19 protein-coding genes and 1 tRNA gene are annotated in these 18,308 nt (G+C 51.9%); 9 read left to right on the top strand and 11 right to left on the bottom strand.

Going from position 1 to position 18,308, the window contains the following annotated elements; translation table 11 throughout:
- Nucleotides 1–98 precede the first annotated feature (98 nt).
- Nucleotides 99–635 carry a translation initiation factor IF-3 gene (gene infC / locus A4S02_RS08005; protein WP_035351884.1) on the top strand — a complete coding sequence of 179 codons (537 nt, stop codon included), beginning with the start codon at nucleotides 99–101 and terminating at the stop codon, nucleotides 633–635.
- A gap of 69 nt (nucleotides 636–704) precedes the next feature.
- Here infC and A4S02_RS08000 read toward each other — a convergent pair whose 3' ends face one another.
- The 5 genes from A4S02_RS08000 to A4S02_RS07980 all read right to left on the bottom strand — a co-directional run bounded on the left by A4S02_RS08000 (nucleotide 705) and on the right by A4S02_RS07980 (nucleotide 6,530).
- The gene (locus A4S02_RS08000) at nucleotides 705–1,415 is read right to left on the bottom strand and encodes an SIMPL domain-containing protein (RefSeq protein ID WP_019089243.1); all 711 of its coding nucleotides are present in this window, start codon (nucleotides 1,413–1,415) and stop codon (nucleotides 705–707) included.
- A gap of 198 nt (nucleotides 1,416–1,613) precedes the next feature.
- Entirely contained in the window at nucleotides 1,614–2,495 is an 882-nt protein-coding gene (locus A4S02_RS07995) for a HAMP domain-containing sensor histidine kinase (RefSeq protein WP_070323452.1), read from the bottom strand.
- 82 nt (nucleotides 2,496–2,577) lie between these two features.
- On the bottom strand, nucleotides 2,578–3,255 hold the full coding sequence (locus A4S02_RS07990; protein WP_019089241.1) for a response regulator transcription factor: 678 nt from the start codon (nucleotides 3,253–3,255) through the stop codon (nucleotides 2,578–2,580).
- A 75-nt stretch (nucleotides 3,256–3,330) separates the two neighbouring features.
- Nucleotides 3,331–4,455 carry an AI-2E family transporter gene (locus A4S02_RS07985; protein WP_082246790.1) on the bottom strand — a complete coding sequence of 375 codons (1,125 nt, stop codon included), beginning with the start codon at nucleotides 4,453–4,455 and terminating at the stop codon, nucleotides 3,331–3,333.
- Between the two features lie 185 nt (nucleotides 4,456–4,640).
- Nucleotides 4,641–6,530: an ABC-F family ATP-binding cassette domain-containing protein gene (locus tag A4S02_RS07980; RefSeq protein WP_070323451.1), complete on the bottom strand. Its 1,890-nt coding sequence runs from the start codon at nucleotides 6,528–6,530 to the stop codon at nucleotides 4,641–4,643.
- A gap of 135 nt (nucleotides 6,531–6,665) precedes the next feature.
- On the opposite strand from A4S02_RS07980, the gene ndk reads away from it, so the two are divergent.
- Together ndk and hpnR are read left to right on the top strand one after the other, a co-directional pair.
- Nucleotides 6,666–7,088: a nucleoside-diphosphate kinase gene (gene ndk / locus A4S02_RS07975; RefSeq protein ID WP_026019373.1), complete on the top strand. Its 423-nt coding sequence runs from the start codon at nucleotides 6,666–6,668 to the stop codon at nucleotides 7,086–7,088.
- Between the two features lie 259 nt (nucleotides 7,089–7,347).
- Nucleotides 7,348–8,907, top strand: coding sequence for a hopanoid C-3 methylase HpnR (gene hpnR / locus A4S02_RS07970; protein ID WP_019089237.1), 1,560 nt, complete (start codon nucleotides 7,348–7,350; stop codon nucleotides 8,905–8,907).
- A gap of 23 nt (nucleotides 8,908–8,930) precedes the next feature.
- Here hpnR and A4S02_RS07965 read toward each other — a convergent pair whose 3' ends face one another.
- Nucleotides 8,931–9,593 (bottom strand): hypothetical protein, encoded by a 663-nt coding sequence (locus A4S02_RS07965; protein ID WP_070324219.1) that lies wholly within the window; start codon nucleotides 9,591–9,593, stop codon nucleotides 8,931–8,933.
- 133 nt (nucleotides 9,594–9,726) lie between these two features.
- On the opposite strand from A4S02_RS07965, the gene A4S02_RS07960 reads away from it, so the two are divergent.
- The gene (locus tag A4S02_RS07960) at nucleotides 9,727–9,939 is read left to right on the top strand and encodes a heavy-metal-associated domain-containing protein (RefSeq protein ID WP_003623174.1); all 213 of its coding nucleotides are present in this window, start codon (nucleotides 9,727–9,729) and stop codon (nucleotides 9,937–9,939) included.
- Between the two features lie 173 nt (nucleotides 9,940–10,112).
- Nucleotides 10,113–10,412, top strand: a complete 300-nt coding sequence (locus tag A4S02_RS07955; protein WP_070323450.1) for a hypothetical protein — start codon at nucleotides 10,113–10,115, stop codon at nucleotides 10,410–10,412.
- Nucleotides 10,413–10,426: 14 nt separating this feature from the next.
- On the opposite strand, the gene A4S02_RS07950 is transcribed toward A4S02_RS07955, so the two are convergent.
- The gene (locus A4S02_RS07950; protein WP_014457162.1) at nucleotides 10,427–10,990 is read right to left on the bottom strand and encodes an HNH endonuclease; all 564 of its coding nucleotides are present in this window, start codon (nucleotides 10,988–10,990) and stop codon (nucleotides 10,427–10,429) included.
- Nucleotides 10,991–11,178: 188 nt separating this feature from the next.
- Nucleotides 11,179–11,933, bottom strand: a protein-coding gene (locus A4S02_RS15075; protein WP_099046889.1) for an IS5 family transposase whose coding sequence is annotated in 2 segments (ribosomal slippage) — nucleotides 11,179–11,594 and nucleotides 11,594–11,933 — 756 coding nt in all. Because the reading frame shifts where the segments join, the coding sequence is not laid out codon by codon here.
- Nucleotides 11,934–12,048: 115 nt separating this feature from the next.
- Here A4S02_RS15075 and gluQRS point away from each other — a divergent pair.
- Genes gluQRS through A4S02_RS07925 form a run of 3 tightly spaced genes read left to right on the top strand, consistent with a single transcriptional unit; the run spans nucleotide 12,049 to nucleotide 15,535 of the window.
- Nucleotides 12,049–12,960 (top strand): tRNA glutamyl-Q(34) synthetase GluQRS, encoded by a 912-nt coding sequence (gene gluQRS, locus A4S02_RS07935; protein ID WP_019089234.1) that lies wholly within the window; start codon nucleotides 12,049–12,051, stop codon nucleotides 12,958–12,960.
- A gap of 7 nt (nucleotides 12,961–12,967) precedes the next feature.
- Nucleotides 12,968–14,326, top strand: a complete 1,359-nt coding sequence (locus A4S02_RS07930; protein WP_208858941.1) for a pyridoxal phosphate-dependent aminotransferase — start codon at nucleotides 12,968–12,970, stop codon at nucleotides 14,324–14,326.
- 3 nt (nucleotides 14,327–14,329) lie between these two features.
- On the top strand, nucleotides 14,330–15,535 hold the full coding sequence (locus tag A4S02_RS07925; protein WP_070323448.1) for a pyridoxal phosphate-dependent aminotransferase: 1,206 nt from the start codon (nucleotides 14,330–14,332) through the stop codon (nucleotides 15,533–15,535).
- 47 nt (nucleotides 15,536–15,582) lie between these two features.
- Here A4S02_RS07925 and A4S02_RS07920 read toward each other — a convergent pair whose 3' ends face one another.
- Entirely contained in the window at nucleotides 15,583–16,617 is a 1,035-nt protein-coding gene (locus tag A4S02_RS07920; protein ID WP_070323447.1) for an ABC transporter substrate-binding protein, read from the bottom strand.
- Between the two features lie 121 nt (nucleotides 16,618–16,738).
- Here A4S02_RS07920 and A4S02_RS07915 point away from each other — a divergent pair.
- Nucleotides 16,739–16,814: transfer RNA gene (locus A4S02_RS07915), tRNA-Asn, on the top strand.
- A gap of 111 nt (nucleotides 16,815–16,925) precedes the next feature.
- Here A4S02_RS07915 and A4S02_RS07910 read toward each other — a convergent pair.
- Together A4S02_RS07910 and panC are read right to left on the bottom strand one after the other, a co-directional pair.
- Complete coding sequence (locus A4S02_RS07910) at nucleotides 16,926–17,282, bottom strand: RidA family protein (protein ID WP_019089230.1); 357 nt, start codon at nucleotides 17,280–17,282, stop codon at nucleotides 16,926–16,928.
- A 49-nt stretch (nucleotides 17,283–17,331) separates the two neighbouring features.
- Entirely contained in the window at nucleotides 17,332–18,171 is an 840-nt protein-coding gene (gene panC, locus A4S02_RS07905; protein ID WP_070323446.1) for a pantoate--beta-alanine ligase, read from the bottom strand.
- Nucleotides 18,172–18,308 lie beyond the last annotated feature (137 nt).

The raw sequence follows: 18,308 nt of genomic DNA, 5'->3' as shown, positions 1-18,308 counted from the left end.
GCTTGATAAAGCGCAGATAATTGCGCACATACTAACCACAGGTAGAAGCTCCGAAAGGGGCCTCTGCAAATTATTGAAATGTACTACAGGAGCCGACCATAGCCAGATCACCGTATCCCGCGCCGCCCAGCCGAGAAGGGCCGCGAGTGAATGAAGAAATCCGTGTGCCACAGGTTCGCCTTATTGATGAAAATGGCGAAATGGCAGGCATTATGACTGTGCGTGATGCTTTGGCAAAAGCGTATAGTGTTGGGCTGGATCTTCTTGAAATAAGCCCGAATGCCGAACCGCCTGTTGCGAAGATTCTTGATTACGGCAAGTTCAAGTACGAACAGCAGAAAAAGCGCAACGAAGCCAAGAAGAAGCAGAAGGTCATTGAAATCAAGGAAGTCAAGGTTCGTCCGAATATCGACGAAAATGACTACCAGGTTAAAATGCGTGCTGTGAAAACCTTTATTGGTGAAGGTGACAAAGTAAAGGTTACGCTGCGCTTCCGTGGTCGTGAAATGGCGCATCAGGAACTGGGTATTAAGGTTCTGGAACGCATTCGTGGCGAAATGGATGAGGTTGCCAAGGTGGAGCAGATGCCGCGCCTTGAAAACCGCCAGATGATCATGGTTCTGGCCCCGCGCTAAACCGTGTTTTTAGTCTGATTTCCAGTACAACCCCCTGCCTCCTTATTAAGGAGGCAGGGGGTTTCTGTTTTATGGTGCGAGTAAGATAGTTGCGTGTGCATTTGCGCGAACGTGCTGGGTTTGCGCTGTGCTGGATGGTGCTGCCGGGGCATTTGCGCTGCGAGCCATGGACATCATCATAGGCATGGGGCGCATGATTTGGTTTTCAGACATGATTACGTTTGAAAAACGCACAACATGTAAGCCCAGAGATGCCGCCACCGTATCTGCTTGTTTTTTAAGCTCGGCAATGGCGTTCTTTTCAGCATCTAAAAACAGAGCTTCGCGCTTATCATCAGAAATAGACCAATCTAGACTTTCCAGAATAAGGCCATTCGCCTGTAACTGTCCGGCTAAAGGCAGGAGCGCGTTGCCATTTTGGGCCTTTAGGCTCAATCTCTGGGTGGCTGTCCAGAAAGCAGGGTCTTTGTCTGGGCGTGTTTCAGAAACATCGTATCCTGTTACCGCTAACTGCACGGCATCATTTTTGCCTATCTGTTCGGTAACTTTCTGCACCAGTGCATTTACAGCCTGCTGGGCGGTTGCTGCATTTTTGTTGCGTGCTTCTGCCCGGAATATGGCGGTAAGCTGGTCTGGCGTGGCATCTGTGGTGCCAGAAGCAGAAAGCTCAAGTTTGGTGAAAGTATTTGTGTCTTCCGCATGAGCTGTGGGGAGCATTGTCATGAATGCGCAGGAACTTGCGGAAAGGAGGAACAACATGGAACGAGAATAAAAACGCATCAGGGTGTGTTTCCTTTTGATATCAGAAAATGAATGAGACCAGATGTTTCCCTATTGGCAAAGAGCAGCGCTTTTTTCTCAGGCTGTCTACAACAGGTGAATGCTTGCTACTACGATAACAATCTATCAGTGGGGCAAGTTCAAGGCAGAAAGGCAATGTATCTGCTGCAAAGGTAGGGTTGTCTCTAAAACGTTAGATTAACCGTTAATTTCCGCAATCTTACTGATTGTCTTGCTGGGCAACGGGGCTTCAATACGCACAATCAAGCCGGGATTGTTGTTGGCGAGGTGCAGTTGCCCCCCATGAAGCTGCACAATAGCCTGCACAACAGAAAGCCCAAGGCCTGAGCCGGAAATATGGCGTGTCTGTTCAGCCCGAAAGAAACGTTTTGTGGCATGCAGCATGTCTTCTGGTGTCATGCCCATGCCGTTGTCAGCTATGGTGAGTTCTATAGTGCCGTCATTTTCTGAATGAAGTGAGGGCGGAATAAGCTGGGCAGAGCAGGTAATGCTGCCTCCTGACGGAGAAAATTTAATGGCATTATCCAGCACATTGGCAATAGCCTGCTGGAACATGGCGCGATCACCATAAAAAGGAAGTTCTTCGGACAAAGTAGCTTGGATTGCTACCCCGCGATCTTCTGCAACGGCGGCGTAAAGCTCTAAAATATCCTGTAGGGCAGGCACTATATCAAACTGGGTAAAAGCAGAGCGGCGGGTACCGGCTTCTATCTGCGCAATACGTAACAGTGCGTCACCAATGCTGGTAACAGCATCCAGATGCTCAACCGCACGCTCAATGGCTGCCCGAAGTTCAGCCTCAGTGCGTGCATGTAGGGCAGCATCTTCCAGTTGAGAGCGTGCGCGTGCGATAGGGGCACGCAGATCATGCGCAATGGCGTTGGAAGTTTGCCTCACATCCTCCATCTGCTGGCTGGCGCTATCCAACATGGTATTTATGGCGGAGGCAACATTATCTTCTTCATCTTTGTTGCTAGAGAGTGGGATACGTTGGGAAAGATCGCCTTGAGTGATAGCTGCAGTGGTTTTGTGAATGAGACGAATAATACGTTGAAACATTGCGCTGCTCATTCCAGCTAAGGCTAAACAATTTAAACCGCGCCAAAGAGGTTCTTATCCGGCCCTCTGGCTGCAATTCTGTTTATTCTTGTAGCATATACCCCGCATTACGGATGGTATGAACCAGCGCGTGCTGGAACGGCTTGTCTATTTTCTGGCGCAGGCGGGAAATATGCACGTCAATTACGTTTGTCTGGGGGTCAAAATGATAATCCCACACGCCTTCAAGCAGCATGGTGCGCGTAACAACCTGACCGGCATGGCGCATTAAAAATTCCAATAGGCGGAATTCACGCGGTTGCAATTCAACCTTCTGGCCTGCGCGCCGTACATTGCGTGAGAGCAGATCTATTTCCAGATCTCCAATGGCCAGGCGCGTCTGGGGTTGAGCCTCATTTCTGTTACGGCGCACCAATGCTTCCAGACGCGCTTGAAGCTCGGAAAACGAGAAGGGCTTTGTAACGTAATCATCCCCACCCGCTTTTAGTCCGGCCACTTTTTCATCCACATCGGCTAAGGCGGAAAGCAGCAGTACGGGGGTTAGGTTATTTTGATTTCGCAATGTTTGTAGGATATGAAGGCCCTCTACACCGCCTGGCAACATGCGATCTAGAATGATGACATCAAACTTTTCGCTGGCAGCGAGAGATAACCCGGTTTTGCCATCTTCAGCCTGCTCAACCAAATGCCCAGCTTCTGCCAGGCCTTTGGCTACAAAATTGCGAACTGTTTGATCGTCTTCAACAAGAAGAACGCGCATGATCCAGACCTTACATTATCCAGAGCGTATTACCAAAACCTTACGATAAATATACATTCATGTCACGGTCCGCGTTCAAATCTGGTCTTTTTCATCCAGCTTGGGGGTAAGGCCATCCAATGTTGCCATCAACACAGCCGTAAGCGGAGAGGCAAAAATTAGGCCCGGAAAACCCAAGATGGCGCCAAACAGGGTCTGTGACAAAACTGTAAGAGCAGGGGGCATTTGCACGGCATGGCGCTGAATAACCGGGGTCAGCACATTACCTTCTAGAAACTGGATCACGCTATAAAGTACAGCCACCATAATGGTTTCCCGTGTGCCAAGAGAAAGTGCCAGCAACAACGCAGGAACGGCCCCCATAATGGCGCCAATATACGGGATAAAGTTACACAGCCCGGCAAGCACACCCAGTGCAAGCGCCAAAGGTACGCCAATAAACCACAGGCCAAGGCCAGAAAGCGTGCCAACCACCAGCATGTCTAAGGATTGCCCGGCAACCCACGCCCAAAGTGTCTGCCCAGCCCGTAGTAGAAGATCACGCACTTTGGGGCGTTTAGAAACAGGCACCAACCGCAGGAAGCCATTGGCGTAAACTGCGGGGGACATGGCAAAATACAACCCGGCAATCAGCACAACCAGCAATGTGCCAATAGTCCCAAAAGCAGACCCCAGAATACCAGTCATGGATCCGGCAATGCGTGAGCCAAGAGAAGCAAGGCTGCTGGTATCTCCACCACCTGCCTGATGACCACCCAGAGAAGCCGGAAGATAATTCAGAATCATCTGTCCTGTGGGTGTACTTTGCAAGGTGCTACGCAGTGCGGTTTCCTGCTGGCGCAAGGCATCTTGCAGGCGCAGGGCTTCGCTGATCATGGCTGGCCCGCTGTTCCAGACCAAAAAGACAGCGCTTCCAATTAATCCGCAGATAACTGCACTCAGTGCCCACCCATATGGCAGCCGAAGATGACGCACCAGAATTTTAGACAGCCCATGCAGCACCACAGCGCAAAGCACTGCTGCAAACACCACCATCAGCACATCGCCCATTAACCACACCACCAGCGCAATAATAGCGCCGCTGAAGGTCATACGCAGAATTCTGGAGATAGATTGCAACCAATCCGCAGAGTGCGGCTTGCCTTCATACGGCCCGCCAGAAAGAGGAGCGGCAGGAGAAGAAGGGGTATCTGAAGGCATGCGCAAGTGTCTTTCGAAATGCTGCTTGAAAACTGGAATGTTTGGAAGGGGTAGGCGCGAAGGGCGTGCTATTGTGTTTGAGGTGTATTCTTATCCATGTGTCTCACGATCTGAGAAGAAAATTCTGAAAAGTCAGACACGAAAAGCTAGCGCATTGGCAAAAATGCCTCACGCTAGCTTTGGAATCATGCTTCGTTAGCCGCTTCTTCTATTTCAGCTTCGGCCGCCAGCCAGCGTTCTTCTACTTCTTCCTGCTCTTTTTTAAGGGCAGCAAGGCGTGTGTTCAGGCGCGTAAGATCTTGTGTTTTTCCTTCACTATACAGCGCAGGGTCAGCCAAACTGGCTTCAATTTTCTTTTGCTCCAGCGCCAGTTTGGCAAGGCGTGCTTCGGCGTCTTTTATAATCTTGCGCAATGGTGCCAAGGCTTTGCGGGCTTCTGCACGCTCACGCCGGTCATCCTTGCGGCTGGGCTGGGCTGCCCCCTCTTGTTTGGGGCGGTTTGCCGCGCGGTTATGCTCGATCAACCATGCACGATATTCTGCCATATCGCCTTCAAATGGGGTGATCTTGCCATCACCCACCAGCCACAGGCGATCCGCTACCAGTTCAACCAAATGAGGATCATGGCTGATCAGAACCACTGCGCCTTCATAGTCTGCCAATGCACGAATAAGCGCATCGCGGGCATCCAGATCCAGATGGTTGGTGGGTTCATCCAACAGCAGAAGTTGCGGGGCATCACGCGTTGCCAAAGCCAGCAGCAAGCGTGCTTTTTCTCCGCCCGAAAGGTCTTTAACCGCTGTTTCAGCCCGTTCTGCATCCAGCCCAAAGCGCGCAAGCTGGGCACGCACAACCGGAGGTGTGGCTTTTGGTAGGGCACGTGTCATGTGATCGATAGGTGTTTCGTTCAGGCGCAGTTCTTCTGCCTGGTGTTGGGCAAAATACCCAATTTTAAGCCGAGGATTACGCTCTACCATGCCAGATAGTGGTTCCAGCCTGCCAGCAAGAAGCTTGGCAAAGGTGGATTTACCATTGCCGTTGGCGCCAAGCAGGGCAATGCGATCATCCATATCCAACCGGAGGGAAAGATTGCTGAGCACAGGCTTGCCATCATACCCTACGCTGGCACGGCTCATACTCAGAATGGGAGGGGGAAGCTGCTCGGGTTCTGGGAATGAAAAGTGAGCGGGTGTTTCTTCCGCCACGGATTCGATAACGGGCAGTTTTTCCAAAGCCTTCAGGCGGGCTTGTGCCTGCTTGGCTTTGGTGGCCTTGGCCCGAAAGCGATCAACAAAGGACTGCATATGCGCCCGCTGAGCCGCAATTTTTTCAACCTGCCGAGCCTGCTGTAAGGCCTGCTCCGTGCGAATACGCACAAAATTTTCGTATCCACCTGGTGTTAGGCTGAGCTTGCCGTGGTCCAGATGCGCAATGGCATCCACGCAGGAATCTAACAGCCCTCTATCATGGCTGACAATTAGCGCAGCCCCTGCGAATCGGCGGAGCCAATCTTCCAGCCAAAGGGTAGCTTCCAGATCCAAATGGTTGGTTGGTTCATCCAGCAGCAGCAAATCTGGCTCAAGAAACAGGGCCGTTGCGAGGGAAACACGCATACGCCAGCCGCCGGAAAAGTCTGAAACAGGGCGGGCCTGTGCGGCAGCATTAAACCCCAACCCGGCCAGAACAGAGGCCGCGCGCGCTGGAGCGCTATCTGCACGTATCGCGCGCAGACGTTCATGTATTTCTGTAATGCGTACGGGGTCCGTCGCTGTTTCGGCCTCTGCCAGAAGGGCGCTGCGTTCGGTATCACCGGCCAGCACGGTATCAAGAAGCGATGCACCATCTGCTGGGGCTTCCTGCTTTACGCGTGCCATACGGGCGCGGGCAGATAGGCGAATTTCACCGCCATCTGGGGAAATGTCGCCCGCAATAGCAGCCAATAGGGTAGATTTTCCGGCCCCGTTGCGCCCGATAAGGCCCACCTTGCGGCCTGGCTCTATAGACAGGTTTGCCTGGTCCAGAAGGGTGCGGCCTGCCATACGCAGGGTAAGATCGGATATGACAAGAAGGCTCAACGCAACTCTCGTTTCTTTATGAATCGTGCATTACATCCGGCATGGTACCTACCAGCCCGCGCCGATATGCTCTAGATGGAGCGCTACGGCTGCCACCCTTATGGTGCTGGTATGCCAGAAAAAAGGAGAAACCCAATGGCTAAAGAACGTACGCTATCCATTATCAAGCCGGACGCAACCCGTCGCAACCTGACCGGCAAGATCAATGCCGTGTTTGAAGATGCAGGCCTGAGCATTGTTGCCCAGAAGCGCATCCAGCTGTCTCCGGCTCAGGCTGGCGCATTCTATGAAGTGCACAAAGAACGCCCGTTCTATAACGATCTGGTGTCCTTCATGATCTCCGGCCCGGTTGTGGTGCAGGTTCTGGAAGGTGACAACGCAGTTGCCAAGAACCGCGAAGTGATGGGCGCAACAGACCCCAAAAAGGCAGAACCCAACACCATCCGCGCTCAGTTTGCTGAAAGCATTGAAGCAAACTCCGTGCACGGTTCTGATAGTGCAGAAAACGCAGCGAACGAAATCCGCTTCTTCTTTGCGGAAACCGAAATCCTGCCCTGATCCGTTTTTTCGGATTTACTCTGGCTGGTGCATTTGCTGCCAGCCAGAGCTATATAAATATATTGCTGTGGCCTTTTATTGGGCGCAGTATACAAGAGGTAATCACCTTTTGCATGGGAGGTGTGGCTGCAAAGATGAGGTCATGCCTAACATTTGCTCTATAAGCATTCCTCTAATATGTAAGCATCCAAAGAATTTTCCGGCTGCGTGTTGAGGAAACCTCCGCGCGCTGTTGGCTTGGCGAGCGAAAAGGAATGACATGAAAGTTCTGGCGGTTCACCCCAGCGCCCTGATGTACACGCGGGTCTTTCTCCGTCTGGAGCCTCTTGGCATGGAACTGGTTGCTGGTGCAGCTCGTAGTGCCGGCCATGATGTGCAGATCTTAGATCTTCAGGCTGAAACGCATGAAGATTACTGGAAAATGCTGGATGAGTTTCAGCCCGATGTGGTGTGTTACTCCGGCAACTATCTGGCAAACGTGCCAGAAATTCTGGATCTGTGCCGAGAAACCCGCTACCGCAACCCCAATATCTTCCAGTTTGTAGGCGGCCACTCTGTATCCTTTATTGCAAAGGATGTGCTGGAGCTTTCTGAAGGTACCATTAACTGCATTCTTAAAGGTGAAGGTGACGCCACGGTTGGGCTGCTGCTGGATGCCGTGCAGAATGGTAAGGATATTCTGGAAGTGCCCGGCGTTATCACCAAGGATGGTGAAGGCCCGCCGCCTATCTTTGTAGAATCTCTGGATGAGGTGCGCCCGGCGCGTGATCTTCTGCGGCACCGCAATAAATACTTTATTGGCACGCTGGATCCGGCAGCCTCTATCGAATTTGCGCGTGGCTGCCCGTGGGATTGTACGTTCTGTTCTGCATGGACATTCTATGGTCGTTCCTACCGTACAGCCAGCCCGCAGGTGATTGCGGATGAGCTGGAGGAAATTAAGGAGCCGGGCATCTTTATCGTGGATGACGTGGCCTTCGTGCATGAAGAGCATGGCATGGCCATTGCCAACGAAATTAAGAAGCGCGGCATTAAAAAAGAATACTACCTTGAAACGCGCGCAGACGTGCTGCTGCGCAATAAGGAAGTGTTCAAGGTCTGGAGTGAAATAGGGCTCTCCTACATCTTCATCGGTATGGAAGCCGTGGATGAAGAAGGCCTGAAGCAGTTCCGTAAGCGTGTTTCTCTTGATAAAAACTTTGAAGCACTGGAATACGCGCGTTCTCTGGGGCTGATTGTTGCCATTAACATCATTGCTGATCCTTCATGGGATCGGAAGCGCTTTGAAACGGTGCGTCAGTGGTGTCTGGAAATCCCGGATATCGTGAATATTTCTGTCACCACGCCGTATCCGGGTACAGAAATTTGGCACAAGGAAGCACGCCGCCTGACCACGCGGGATTATCGTCTGTTCGATATTCAGCATGCAGTGCTGCCTACCACGTTGCCTCTGCCTGAATTTTACGAAGAACTGGTGAAAACCCAGCAGGTGCTCAACACCAAGCATATGGGTTGGGAAGCATTAAAAGACACCGCAGGTATTGCGGCACGTCTGCTACGCAATGGCCAGACCAACTTTGTAAAAATGCTCTGGAAGTTTAATTCGGTCTTTAACCCCAAACTTCAGCTGGCAGATCACCAACGCCCTGCACGGTATCTGATGCCTGTGCAGCCTGACGCTGTGACCAAGCTGAACAAGAAAGACCTGTACGTGCATGGTCCCGGTGGGCGTAAAACACGTGCGCTGGATGATGATACTGAAAAATTTGTAGATACAACCCGTATGGGTGAATGCGCAGAGGCTGACGCTGAAGCCTAAGGCCAAAGTAAAGGGGTTTTCGTTTATGCTGGCATGGCTGGCGGCGGAAACCCCAATGCTTCTGTAGTGTAGGTTTCAATCACCACACAAAAAGCTTGCCCTGTTTGCGCACGCAACACCGCCATATGCCGGAATAGGTAAGGTGGTAGGCTAATAGGCTGGGTAGAACCAGCCGGTATCCCTTCTTGTTCCCAGTGTTCTGGAAGAGGGAACCATAAACTCTCTCGTTTGATAAGTTGGCGCGAGAAGTTAAGGGCAGCCACAACAAGCCCAAAGGGTTTATCTGTGGTATTGAGTTGTGTGGTCATTTCCGGGGATAATCTTGTCGGAATGTACCAGTTTTCGGCTTCTGAAAAAACCTTCCCATGCGCGGTAAGTTGCACCTTCCGGTAATGCACATCCTCTGTTTGCGTATCAGAGGTACCAAATAGCGTTTGCAGCAAGAATGGCGGGCAGGGCGCAGAGCTTTCCGTTTGGCGATGGGCGTGCAGATTGCTGTCTGGCGCCAGATTGTAAGTATGTATCCACTGTTCCAGCACGCGTGTGGCGCTGGGGTTGGCAAGCAGCTTGTTTTCCAGTTTTTCTATAAGAGTTGCCAGCATGAGGCGGTGGAGCGGGGTATTCTGCCACTCAGATATGGTGTTGTGCATTTTGCTTGGGCCAGAAGGCATGGAAAGGCTGCTCATGCGCATAGCTATAGCATGAGAATGCAGGATGGCAGACCGCCCATCTGCTTATTCCGTCTGGGCCAGAGCTGCGCTATAAGGCGCGCAACGTATGATGCGGCGTAAATATGTTATTTGAGAAAGGTACAGATAAATGACCCAAACTACAGCAAGCTTTATGGTGGATGGTATGTCATGCGATGGCTGTGTATCTGCTATTAAGCGCGCCCTTGCTGCTATTGATGGTGTGGAAGCCACAGATGTTAATCTGGCAACGCGTGAAGTGAAAGTAACGTATGATCCAACACGGGCTGGCGTTTCTTCTCTGCAGAATGCAATCCGAGGAGCAGGTTACGAAGTAAGCTAAAAGCGGCATCTTTATTTTAAGCCAGTTCTGCCATGCGGCTAGCAGACAGGGGGCGTGATGTTCCCTGTCTAGCTGAAAGGGGCAGAAACTGACAGTATGGCTGTTTATGAATGACACGTCAGCGCGGCCCGCAGCCGCTGCAAGATATGCTGAAGCAAGGTGGCTGATCCGTTATGCAGATGAAAAATACATTACGCCTTGGGTTTGTAGTGGTAGGCCTGGCCCTGCTGGGTGGCTGCTCTTCCGAGGTTGGGCGTCTGCCATTAGTTGATACGGATATTACCTGCCTGCGCAAGCAAATGGCCGGGCCGATGTATCTTAGCTTTCCGCTTGCCGCCAACACATGCCAGCGTATGACCAACCATGGCTTTATGTTTGGTGAGAAAAACGCAAAACCGATTCCGCTGAACCTGAAAGATGCGCCGGATCTTCAGAAACAGGCAGATGAATACGGTTATAGCTATACGCGCTAAAAACGCCTACCTGATCAGTTTTCCAGTTCAGTGTCCCAATACAGATAATCGCGCCAGCTCTCATGCAGATAGTTAGGCGGAAAGGCACGCCCGTTTTCCTGCAACTGCCAGGATGAGGGGCGTTCTGGCCGATGCCGTGGCAGCATGCCAATAACGTGCGGAAGGTGAGAGCCTTTGCGCAGATTGCAGCATCCGCACGCAGTTACAATATTTTCCCAACTTGTTTTGCCGCCTTTGCAGCGCGGGATAACGTGATCAAACGTGAGTTCCTGCGTGGGGTGGCGTTCACCACAATACTGGCAGGAAAAGTTATCCCGCAGGAAAACATTAAAACGGGTAAAAGCAGGTTTGCGGGCTGCAGGAATGTAGTCCTTTAAGGCGATTACACTGGGCAGACGGATGGTATGGTGCGGAGAGTGTACTTCTGTTTCATACTCACTCAGCACAGAAACACGATCCAGCCAAACAGCCTTGATGGCATCCTGCCAAGCCCATAAGGAAAGAGGATAGTAGGAGAGTGGCCGGAAATCTGCATTTAGAACCAATGCAGGAAAGTTGAGGGTACTTCCGTCAGGCAAGACTTGTCTCCTCGGCTTATCTTCGAGGGCGCATCTTTCTGCGATCGTAAAACTCGGAGCCGATTGCCTGCAAAAGGTGCGTCGTCGAGGTAATTACTGCATGTAGTATTGCAGAGGTTCTAGAAGGAGGCAACAAAACGGCTGTCTGTTTGATGCGTCTTTTGAGAGTTTAGTAATACGGCGTGTCGTCAGTTAAGCAGGATGATGATTGAGGCGAACTGCACGGCTGCGAGGAAGGTCGATTTCAGTTTATCGTAGCGGGTTGCGATAGCGCGAAACTGCTTGAGTTTATTGAAGAACTTCTCAACAAGGTTCCGTTCGCGGTAGAGAGAAAAATCGGTTTTCCGTCGTGTCGTTCTGTTGCGTTTTGGCGGGATGACCGGGGTAATCCCGCGCTGTATCAGCCGATCGATCAACCTGTCCGCGTCATACGCCTTGTCAGCAAGGAAAGCATCCGGTTCGATGTTTTCCAGAAGTGGTTCTGCCTGGGTGATATCGGCATCCTGTCCCGGTGTGATGCCGAGTTCCACTGGATTGCCCAGAGCGTCGCAGATGGCATGGATCTTTGTAGTTAGCCCGCCTCGTGATCGTCCGATGGCCTGATCCGTGCCCCTTTTTTGAGAGCTCCGGCACTATGCTGATGCGCTCGGACAATTGTGCTGTCGATCATCATGTATTCGTTGTCGTAATCAGCGGCCAGATAACGAAATATCCGTTCGATGACGCCGCTTTCACACCAGCGGCGCAGACGCCGGTGCACGTTTTTCCAGTCACCGAAACGGGCAGGAAGGTCGCGCCATGGAATACCCGCGCGATAGCGATACAGCACCGCCTCCACGAACAGACGGTTGTTCACCGCAGTGCCGCCGACATAGCCTTCTCGACCAGGAAGAAGATCCTTTATCCGCTCCCACTGGTCATCGCGTAAACTATAGCGCCGCATCTGTCTGTCTCCCCAAAAAAACGGGAAAACAGTCAGCACACGCAGACACAAAGTACAACCCTCACGTGCCACTCTCAGGGCTTAACTGACGACACGCCGTAGTTTCACGAAAAACATGAACAATTTATTACATAATAGTCAAATAAACCATGCAGGATGGGTAACACGCTTTGCACCTAGCCCCACGGGCTTTTTGCATCTGGGGCATGTGGCCTCGGCTGTGTATGGATGGCAAAAAGCGCAGCCGGATGGAGAATGGTTTGTGCGGCTGGAGGATATTGATATCCAGCGCTGCAAGCCGGAATTTATACCCGCTATTCTGGAAGATCTGGAATGGTTGGGGTTACAGCCTGCGCGACCTGTTTTAAGGCAATCAGCCAATATGCCAGCATATGAGGCTACGTTGGCAACATTGGATGCAATGGGGATGCTGTATCCTTGTTTTTGCACGCGGTCTGATATTATGCGAGAAAGTGCTGCTATATTTTCGGCACCACATACAGCTCCAGATGGCAGTTTGTGTTACCCCGGAACGTGCCGCCATCTCTCAGATCAGGAAAGGCGGGAGCGTATCAGCCAAGGACATCCCCACGTGCTACGGCTGGATATGGGTAAAGCCTTACAATGGGTGCATCAATATACATATGGCGTGCCGTTAACGTATCAGGATCAAGAGCACGGGACAGTTGTGTGCCACCCTGAATTGTTTGGCGATGTGGTTCTTGCGCGTAAAGATATTCCCGCATCTTACCATCTCTGCGTTACGCATGATGATGCCGCCCAAGGTGTTACGCTGGTAACGCGTGGGGAAGATTTGCGGCCTGCAACAGACCTGCACCGGGTATTGCAAACACTTATGGGGTGGAGCGTGCCGGAATACAGTTTTCACCCCTTATTGTGTAACGCAGAAGGGCGCAGGTTGGCCAAGCGGGATGGGGCATTGGCCGTGCGCGCTATGCGTGAAGCAGGCCTTTCGGCTGAAGATGTGCGTTGCAAAGCAGGTTTCCCTCATATTTTTGAGAGATAAACGCTGAATTGCGTACAAAAATGCGGCGTATGAGAAATCTCCGGTTCCGCCGGAGGCCGAACAGGATTACTGTGCCGCCCCAGAACCAAATGTCTGTTTCTGGGGCATGGGTGATGTCCTGGTTATTGGCATGAAAAACATAGTGTCGGAAAGTAAGAGAACCATGAGCATTGTTGCTGACCGCATGAATAGGATCAGCCCGAGCCAGACGATTGTCATTTCGACACGGGCCCGTGCACTTAAAGCCGAAGGCCGGAACATCATCAGCCTTTCTGCCGGTGAGCCAGATTTTCGCACGCCCGAAAACATCTCCCGCGCAGCAGCCAAGGCGATTGAAAACGGCCAGACCCGTTATACCGATGTTGCTGGCACGCCAGAACTGCGTAAGGCTGTGGCAGAGCGCTTTAAGCTTGATAGTGGCTTGGATTACACGCCAGAGGAAGTTATTGTTTCCACTGGTGGCAAGCAGATTATTTACAATGCCATGATGTCCACCCTTAATCCGGGTGACGAGGCTATTATTCCGGCACCTTGCTGGGTTTCTTACCCCGATATTGTCACGCTGGCAGAAGGTACACCTGTTATTGTGCCCTGCAAACGTGAAAATGGTTTTCGCATTACGGCAGAACAGCTGGAAGCCGCCATTACACCACGTACAAAATGGTTTTTCCTGAATTCACCCTGTAACCCAACAGGCGTGGCTTATTCAGCCGAAGATTTGCGCCCGCTGTGTGATGTTCTGCTGCGCCACCCGCATGTGTGGATCTTTACGGACGATATCTACGCCAAGCTGGTTTACGATGGTTTCCGTCCGGCTACTTTTGTGGAAGTTGAACCGCTGCTGCGTAGCCGCACCGTTACCATGAACGGTGTTTCCAAGGCGTATGCCATGACAGGCTGGCGTATTGGTTTTTCCGGTGCTCCGGTAGAACTGACAAAAGCCATGAACAAACTGCAGGGGCAGTCCACCTCCAACACCTGTTCCATCGCGCAGGCTGCTGCGGTGGAAGCGCTAACAGGCCCGCAGGACTTCATTCAGGAAATGGTTGCCACCTATCAGGGGCGGCGCGACATGGTTGTTTCCATGCTGAATGAAGCCGAAGGGATGGAATGCGACATGCCGCAGGGTGCATTCTATGTGTTCCCAACGGTGGAAAAATGTTTGGGCAAAACGTCCCCCGGCGGCAAAAAGCTGGAAACGGATGAGGATTTTGTAACAGCCCTGCTGGAAGAAGAAGGCGTTGCTGCCGTGCATGGTTCGGCCTTCATGTTCCCCGGCCATATCCGCATTTCCTATGCAACGGATACAGATAGCCTGCGCGAAGCCTGCACGCGTATTCAGCGCTTTTGCAAAGGGCTGCTGTAAAATATGGCGCGGTTTTTTGCGAACAGGCTAAAAGGTTTGCCTGCACCAGCTACTATTGAAATGGCACGCCGTGCACGCGCACTTAAGGCGGAAGGCAGGCCTGTTATCTCCCTTGCTTTGGGGGAACCGGATTTTGCCACACCGCCTGCCGTGGTGGAGGCAGCCCATCAGGCAGCCTTGGCCGGGCAGACCAAATACCCACCCGTAGATGGCACGCCTGCACTTAAGGCAGCCATTGCTCGCAAATTTACGCGTGAAAACGGGCTGGATTACAAGCCGGAGGAGATTATGGTCTCCAACGGTGGCAAGCAGGTTATTTTTAACGCTTTCATGGCCACGCTTAATGCGGGGGATGAAGTGGTGGTGCCCACACCTTATTGGGTCAGCTATCCGCTTATTGCCCGTATGTTTGGCGCAACCCCCGTTTATGTTTCCTGCCGGGAAGAAGACGGTTTCCGCCTGAAGGCAGATGAGCTGGTAAAAGTGCTCACACCTCGCACACGTTGGGTGGTGTTGAACTTCCCCAACAACCCAACTGGTGGTGTGTGTTCAGCGGATGATCTGCGCGCTATTGCAGAAGTGCTGCGGCAGTATCCAGATATCTGGATACTTTCAGATGAAATTTATGAACATCTGGTGTTTGATGGTGCAAAATCAGCATCTATTGCAGCGGTAGCGCCTGACCTGAAAGATCGCACTATTACTCTCAACGGCGTTTCCAAAGCGTATGCCATGACAGGTTGGCGTGTAGGTTTTGCAGGTGGTCCGGCAGATATTATTGCCACCATGCGGGGTGTTCAGGGCAATGCTACGTCGGGTGTGTGTTCCATAGCGCAGGCTGCGGCTGCGGCTGCGCTGGATGGCCCGGCAGATCTGGTGCAGGAAATGGTGGCAACATATGGCCGCCGCCGCCGGAAGGTGGTGGAGGCATTGCGGGCTATTCCGGGGTTTACCTGCGCTATGCCAGACGGTGCATTTTACGCGTATCCGGGTGTTGCCGGATGTCTTGGCCGGACCACCGCTGCGGGTAAGCGGCTGGAAACAGACCATGACTTTGCATTGGCTTTGCTGGAGGAGGCTTTTGTAGCCACTGTGCCAGGAAGCGCCTTTGGGCATTCACCTTATTTGCGTCTGTCCTGCGCAACGGCAGATGAAACGCTGCAAGAGGCCTGCCAGCGTATTGCTCAGTTTGTAGAAGGTTTGCAATAAGGCTTTCTAGTTAAAGTGCAGGTGCATCAAAAATGTGTCGGCACTTTTTATTCTTTCAAAACATTACGCGCAAAACGGCGCGCGAGTGCGGCGCTGTCTTCCGTTTCGGGCAGCAGGCCAACCAGTTGCAGCTCATCGCAATACTGCGCCAATTGTTCGCGCAATGATTTACCAATAACGGGCCGGATAGCAGGTTCACTGTGCAGCATTGCGCGTATGCTGGCTGCGGAAAGATCCGAAATATCCGGCGCAATCAGGGTTGCGGCATCATCGCGGTGGGTATCTGTCCAGCGGGCAGCATCACGCAGGGCCAGCACAAGAGCAATGGCAGCGTCTGGGTCATCTTGTAGTACAGAGCTGGAGGCACCAAGCACCATGCTTGTGCGCTCGGCATAATGGCCGGTGTTGCTGCCTGCCAGCTCAATAAACAGATCAGGGAATGATTGGAGCAGCCACCAAGCCTGATAATCATGCGCGACAACAGCATCGATTCTTTGGCTACGTGCGGCATCATCAATTTGTGGGAGGGGAAGATCCAGCCAGTTGATGCGGTTCATGGCATCCAACCCTTTGCGGCGCATCATGATGGCAAAAAACAGCTTATCTGCTGCGTTCTGATCCATAACAGCTACAGAGCGGCCCATAAGTTGATCTAGCCGTGTAATACGGCTGCTACGGCGCACTAGCAGGCGGAAATTGCCCGGCTGCACCCCAATAAGTAATTGCGCATTTAGCCCCGCGTAAAGGTGCCTCAACCACGTGAGGGCCGGGGCCACAGCGTAGGGAATATCACCTCTAGCCAATGCATTAATTGTGTCCTCCCCATTTATGGTGGCGAAGGGCAGATCTACATCCAAGCTATAATGCGCAAAAAAATCTTTTTGTGCTGCAACAGCCAATACAGGAGCTGAGCCAGAATTTGGCCAGCCTATCTTGATCTGCCGATAGGCACCATCGGGCTGTTTGTGCGGGTGGTGTCTGCCGCGTGTTGCCAGAAAGGTTCCTCCACCAATAGCAGCAATACCGCCAATACTAGCGAGCAGGAGGTTACGACGTGTTGGGGAAGGACCTTGGGCGTTCATTTTTGTAGGTTTACTATGCCTTGCTCTGTCTGTCGCTTTATCAGTGATGGAGGAAATATGAAAAAAAATAAAAAAGGGGGTTTACGGCGCGATTTAGGTTAGCTATATGCTCCCTCGCTGGTCCCGAATAGCTCAGTTGGTAGAGCAAGCGACTGTTAATCGCTGGGTCGTAGGTTCGAGTCCTACTTCGGGAGCCACCCTTATTTCCCCTTTAAAATTTGTAAAATACAGAAGTGCTTTAAAGCATTTGTTTTGGCTTATGCTTTTGTAGGGAGCGGCTGGCAAAGCAGCCGCCCACCAAAATGCCGTTATGGCTGGGGCAGCGCGGCAATGCCGGTTAATTCCACCTTCCATGTGGGGTCGGCCAGTTTTGCTTCTACCGTTGCGCGGGCAGGTTTGTTGTTTCTATCTAGCCACGCATCCCATGCACGGTTCATGCCGGCCATATCATTCATGTCAGCCAAAAAGATCTGAACGGAAATCAGGCGGCTTTTATCTGTGCCTGCTTCAGCCAATAAGGCATCTACTTGCTGTAGAATATCAGCCATCTGGCCTTCTGCATCCAATGAGGAATCATCGGCAATCTGGCCAGCCAGATAAACAAGGCCGTTATGAATAACGGCACCTGTTAAGCGTTCTTCGGGTGCAAGGCGTTTGATGCTCATGATTTTAGGTTCTTTGCTGTTGTGAATAGCGTTTTCTGGAAAGCAAGAGTTAGGCAAACGGCATATTATCAATAAGCCGGATATCCCCTAGGCTGGCAGCCACAAACAAACGTGTATCTTTGCCAGCAATAGGTGCAGGTGCCAGGTTTTCCGCATGGCGGAGTTCCAGATAATGAACGTGAAAGCCCGCTTTCTTCAATGCTTCACGGCATGTCACCAAGCTGCTTTCTACGCTTGTGCCGTTTTGTATGGCTGCAAGGCATGCTTTTAGGGCTTGGGGTAGAAGTGCGGCTTGTTGGCGTTGTTCAGGCGTAAGCCTGCGGTTGCGGGATGAAAGAGCAAGCCCGTCTGCTTCCCGCAAGGTCGGCACGGGCAGAATATTTACTGATAAATCCAGATCCTGCACCATGCGTTTGATAAGGCAGAGCTGCTGGTAATCTTTTTCACCAAAAGCTGCGATATTGGCGCGCGTTTGTAAAAACAGCTTGGTTACCACCGTGGCAACGCCATCAAAATGGCCGGGCCTGTCCTCTCCGCACAACATGCTGTCCAGACCGGAAACACTTATGCGGGTTGCAAATCCGGGCGTATACATCTGGCTTTCATCTGGCGCGTAAAGCACGTCCACTTTGCCGGTATTGTGCAACAGGGTGGCATCATCTTCCAGCCCGCGCGGGTAATGCTGGAAATCACTGGTGTTGTTGAACTGGATGGGATTTACAAAAATGGACACAATCCGACGAGAAGCTTTGCCGTCTAGCGCATTTATCAGTGAGAGATGGCCTGCATGAAGTGCGCCCATAGTGGGCACAAAGCCAATAGTCTGGCCTTCTTTCTGCCAACTGGAGCTTAATGCTGCCAGTTCTGCCTTGGTTTTTATAATCTGCATGATGAATCCTGAACGCCAGTCATTTAGTCAGCCGGAATAGATGTTCCATGCTTTATAGAACAACAATGTATCGCTGAATCTGTTACACTGCCAGAAGCGGCGCGAAGTGCTTTGGGTTGGTAGATTTTTGCGCATAC

Source organism: Acetobacter ascendens, from assembly GCF_001766235.1.
In the GTDB taxonomy this organism is placed as follows: Bacteria; Pseudomonadota; Alphaproteobacteria; order Acetobacterales; family Acetobacteraceae; genus Acetobacter; species Acetobacter ascendens.
Note: the sequence above shows the minus strand (reverse complement) of the source record. Positions and strands in the feature narration are given on the sequence as shown.

Bases quoted from the DNA above. Each gene is read 5' to 3' on its own strand.
- A4S02_RS08000 (WP_019089243.1), bottom strand. From the start codon at position 1,415: ATGCGTTTTTATTCTCGTTCCATGTTGTTCCTCCTTTCCGCAAGTTCC.
- A4S02_RS07995 (WP_070323452.1), bottom strand. From the start codon at position 2,495: ATGTTTCAACGTATTATTCGTCTCATTCACAAAACCACTGCAGCTATC.
- A4S02_RS07990 (WP_019089241.1), bottom strand. From the start codon at position 3,255: ATGCGCGTTCTTCTTGTTGAAGACGATCAAACAGTTCGCAATTTTGTA.
- A4S02_RS07985 (WP_082246790.1), bottom strand. From the start codon at position 4,455: ATGCCTTCAGATACCCCTTCTTCTCCTGCCGCTCCTCTTTCTGGCGGG.
- ndk (WP_026019373.1), top strand. From the start codon at position 6,666: ATGGCTAAAGAACGTACGCTATCCATTATCAAGCCGGACGCAACCCGT.
- hpnR (WP_019089237.1), top strand. From the start codon at position 7,348: ATGAAAGTTCTGGCGGTTCACCCCAGCGCCCTGATGTACACGCGGGTC.
- A4S02_RS07965 (WP_070324219.1), bottom strand. From the start codon at position 9,593: ATGAGCAGCCTTTCCATGCCTTCTGGCCCAAGCAAAATGCACAACACC.
- A4S02_RS07960 (WP_003623174.1), top strand. From the start codon at position 9,727: ATGACCCAAACTACAGCAAGCTTTATGGTGGATGGTATGTCATGCGAT.
- A4S02_RS07955 (WP_070323450.1), top strand. From the start codon at position 10,113: ATGCAGATGAAAAATACATTACGCCTTGGGTTTGTAGTGGTAGGCCTG.
- gluQRS (WP_019089234.1), top strand. From the start codon at position 12,049: ATGAACAATTTATTACATAATAGTCAAATAAACCATGCAGGATGGGTA.
- A4S02_RS07925 (WP_070323448.1), top strand. From the start codon at position 14,330: ATGGCGCGGTTTTTTGCGAACAGGCTAAAAGGTTTGCCTGCACCAGCT.
- A4S02_RS07920 (WP_070323447.1), bottom strand. From the start codon at position 16,617: ATGAACGCCCAAGGTCCTTCCCCAACACGTCGTAACCTCCTGCTCGCT.
- A4S02_RS07910 (WP_019089230.1), bottom strand. From the start codon at position 17,282: ATGAGCATCAAACGCCTTGCACCCGAAGAACGCTTAACAGGTGCCGTT.
- panC (WP_070323446.1), bottom strand. From the start codon at position 18,171: ATGCAGATTATAAAAACCAAGGCAGAACTGGCAGCATTAAGCTCCAGT.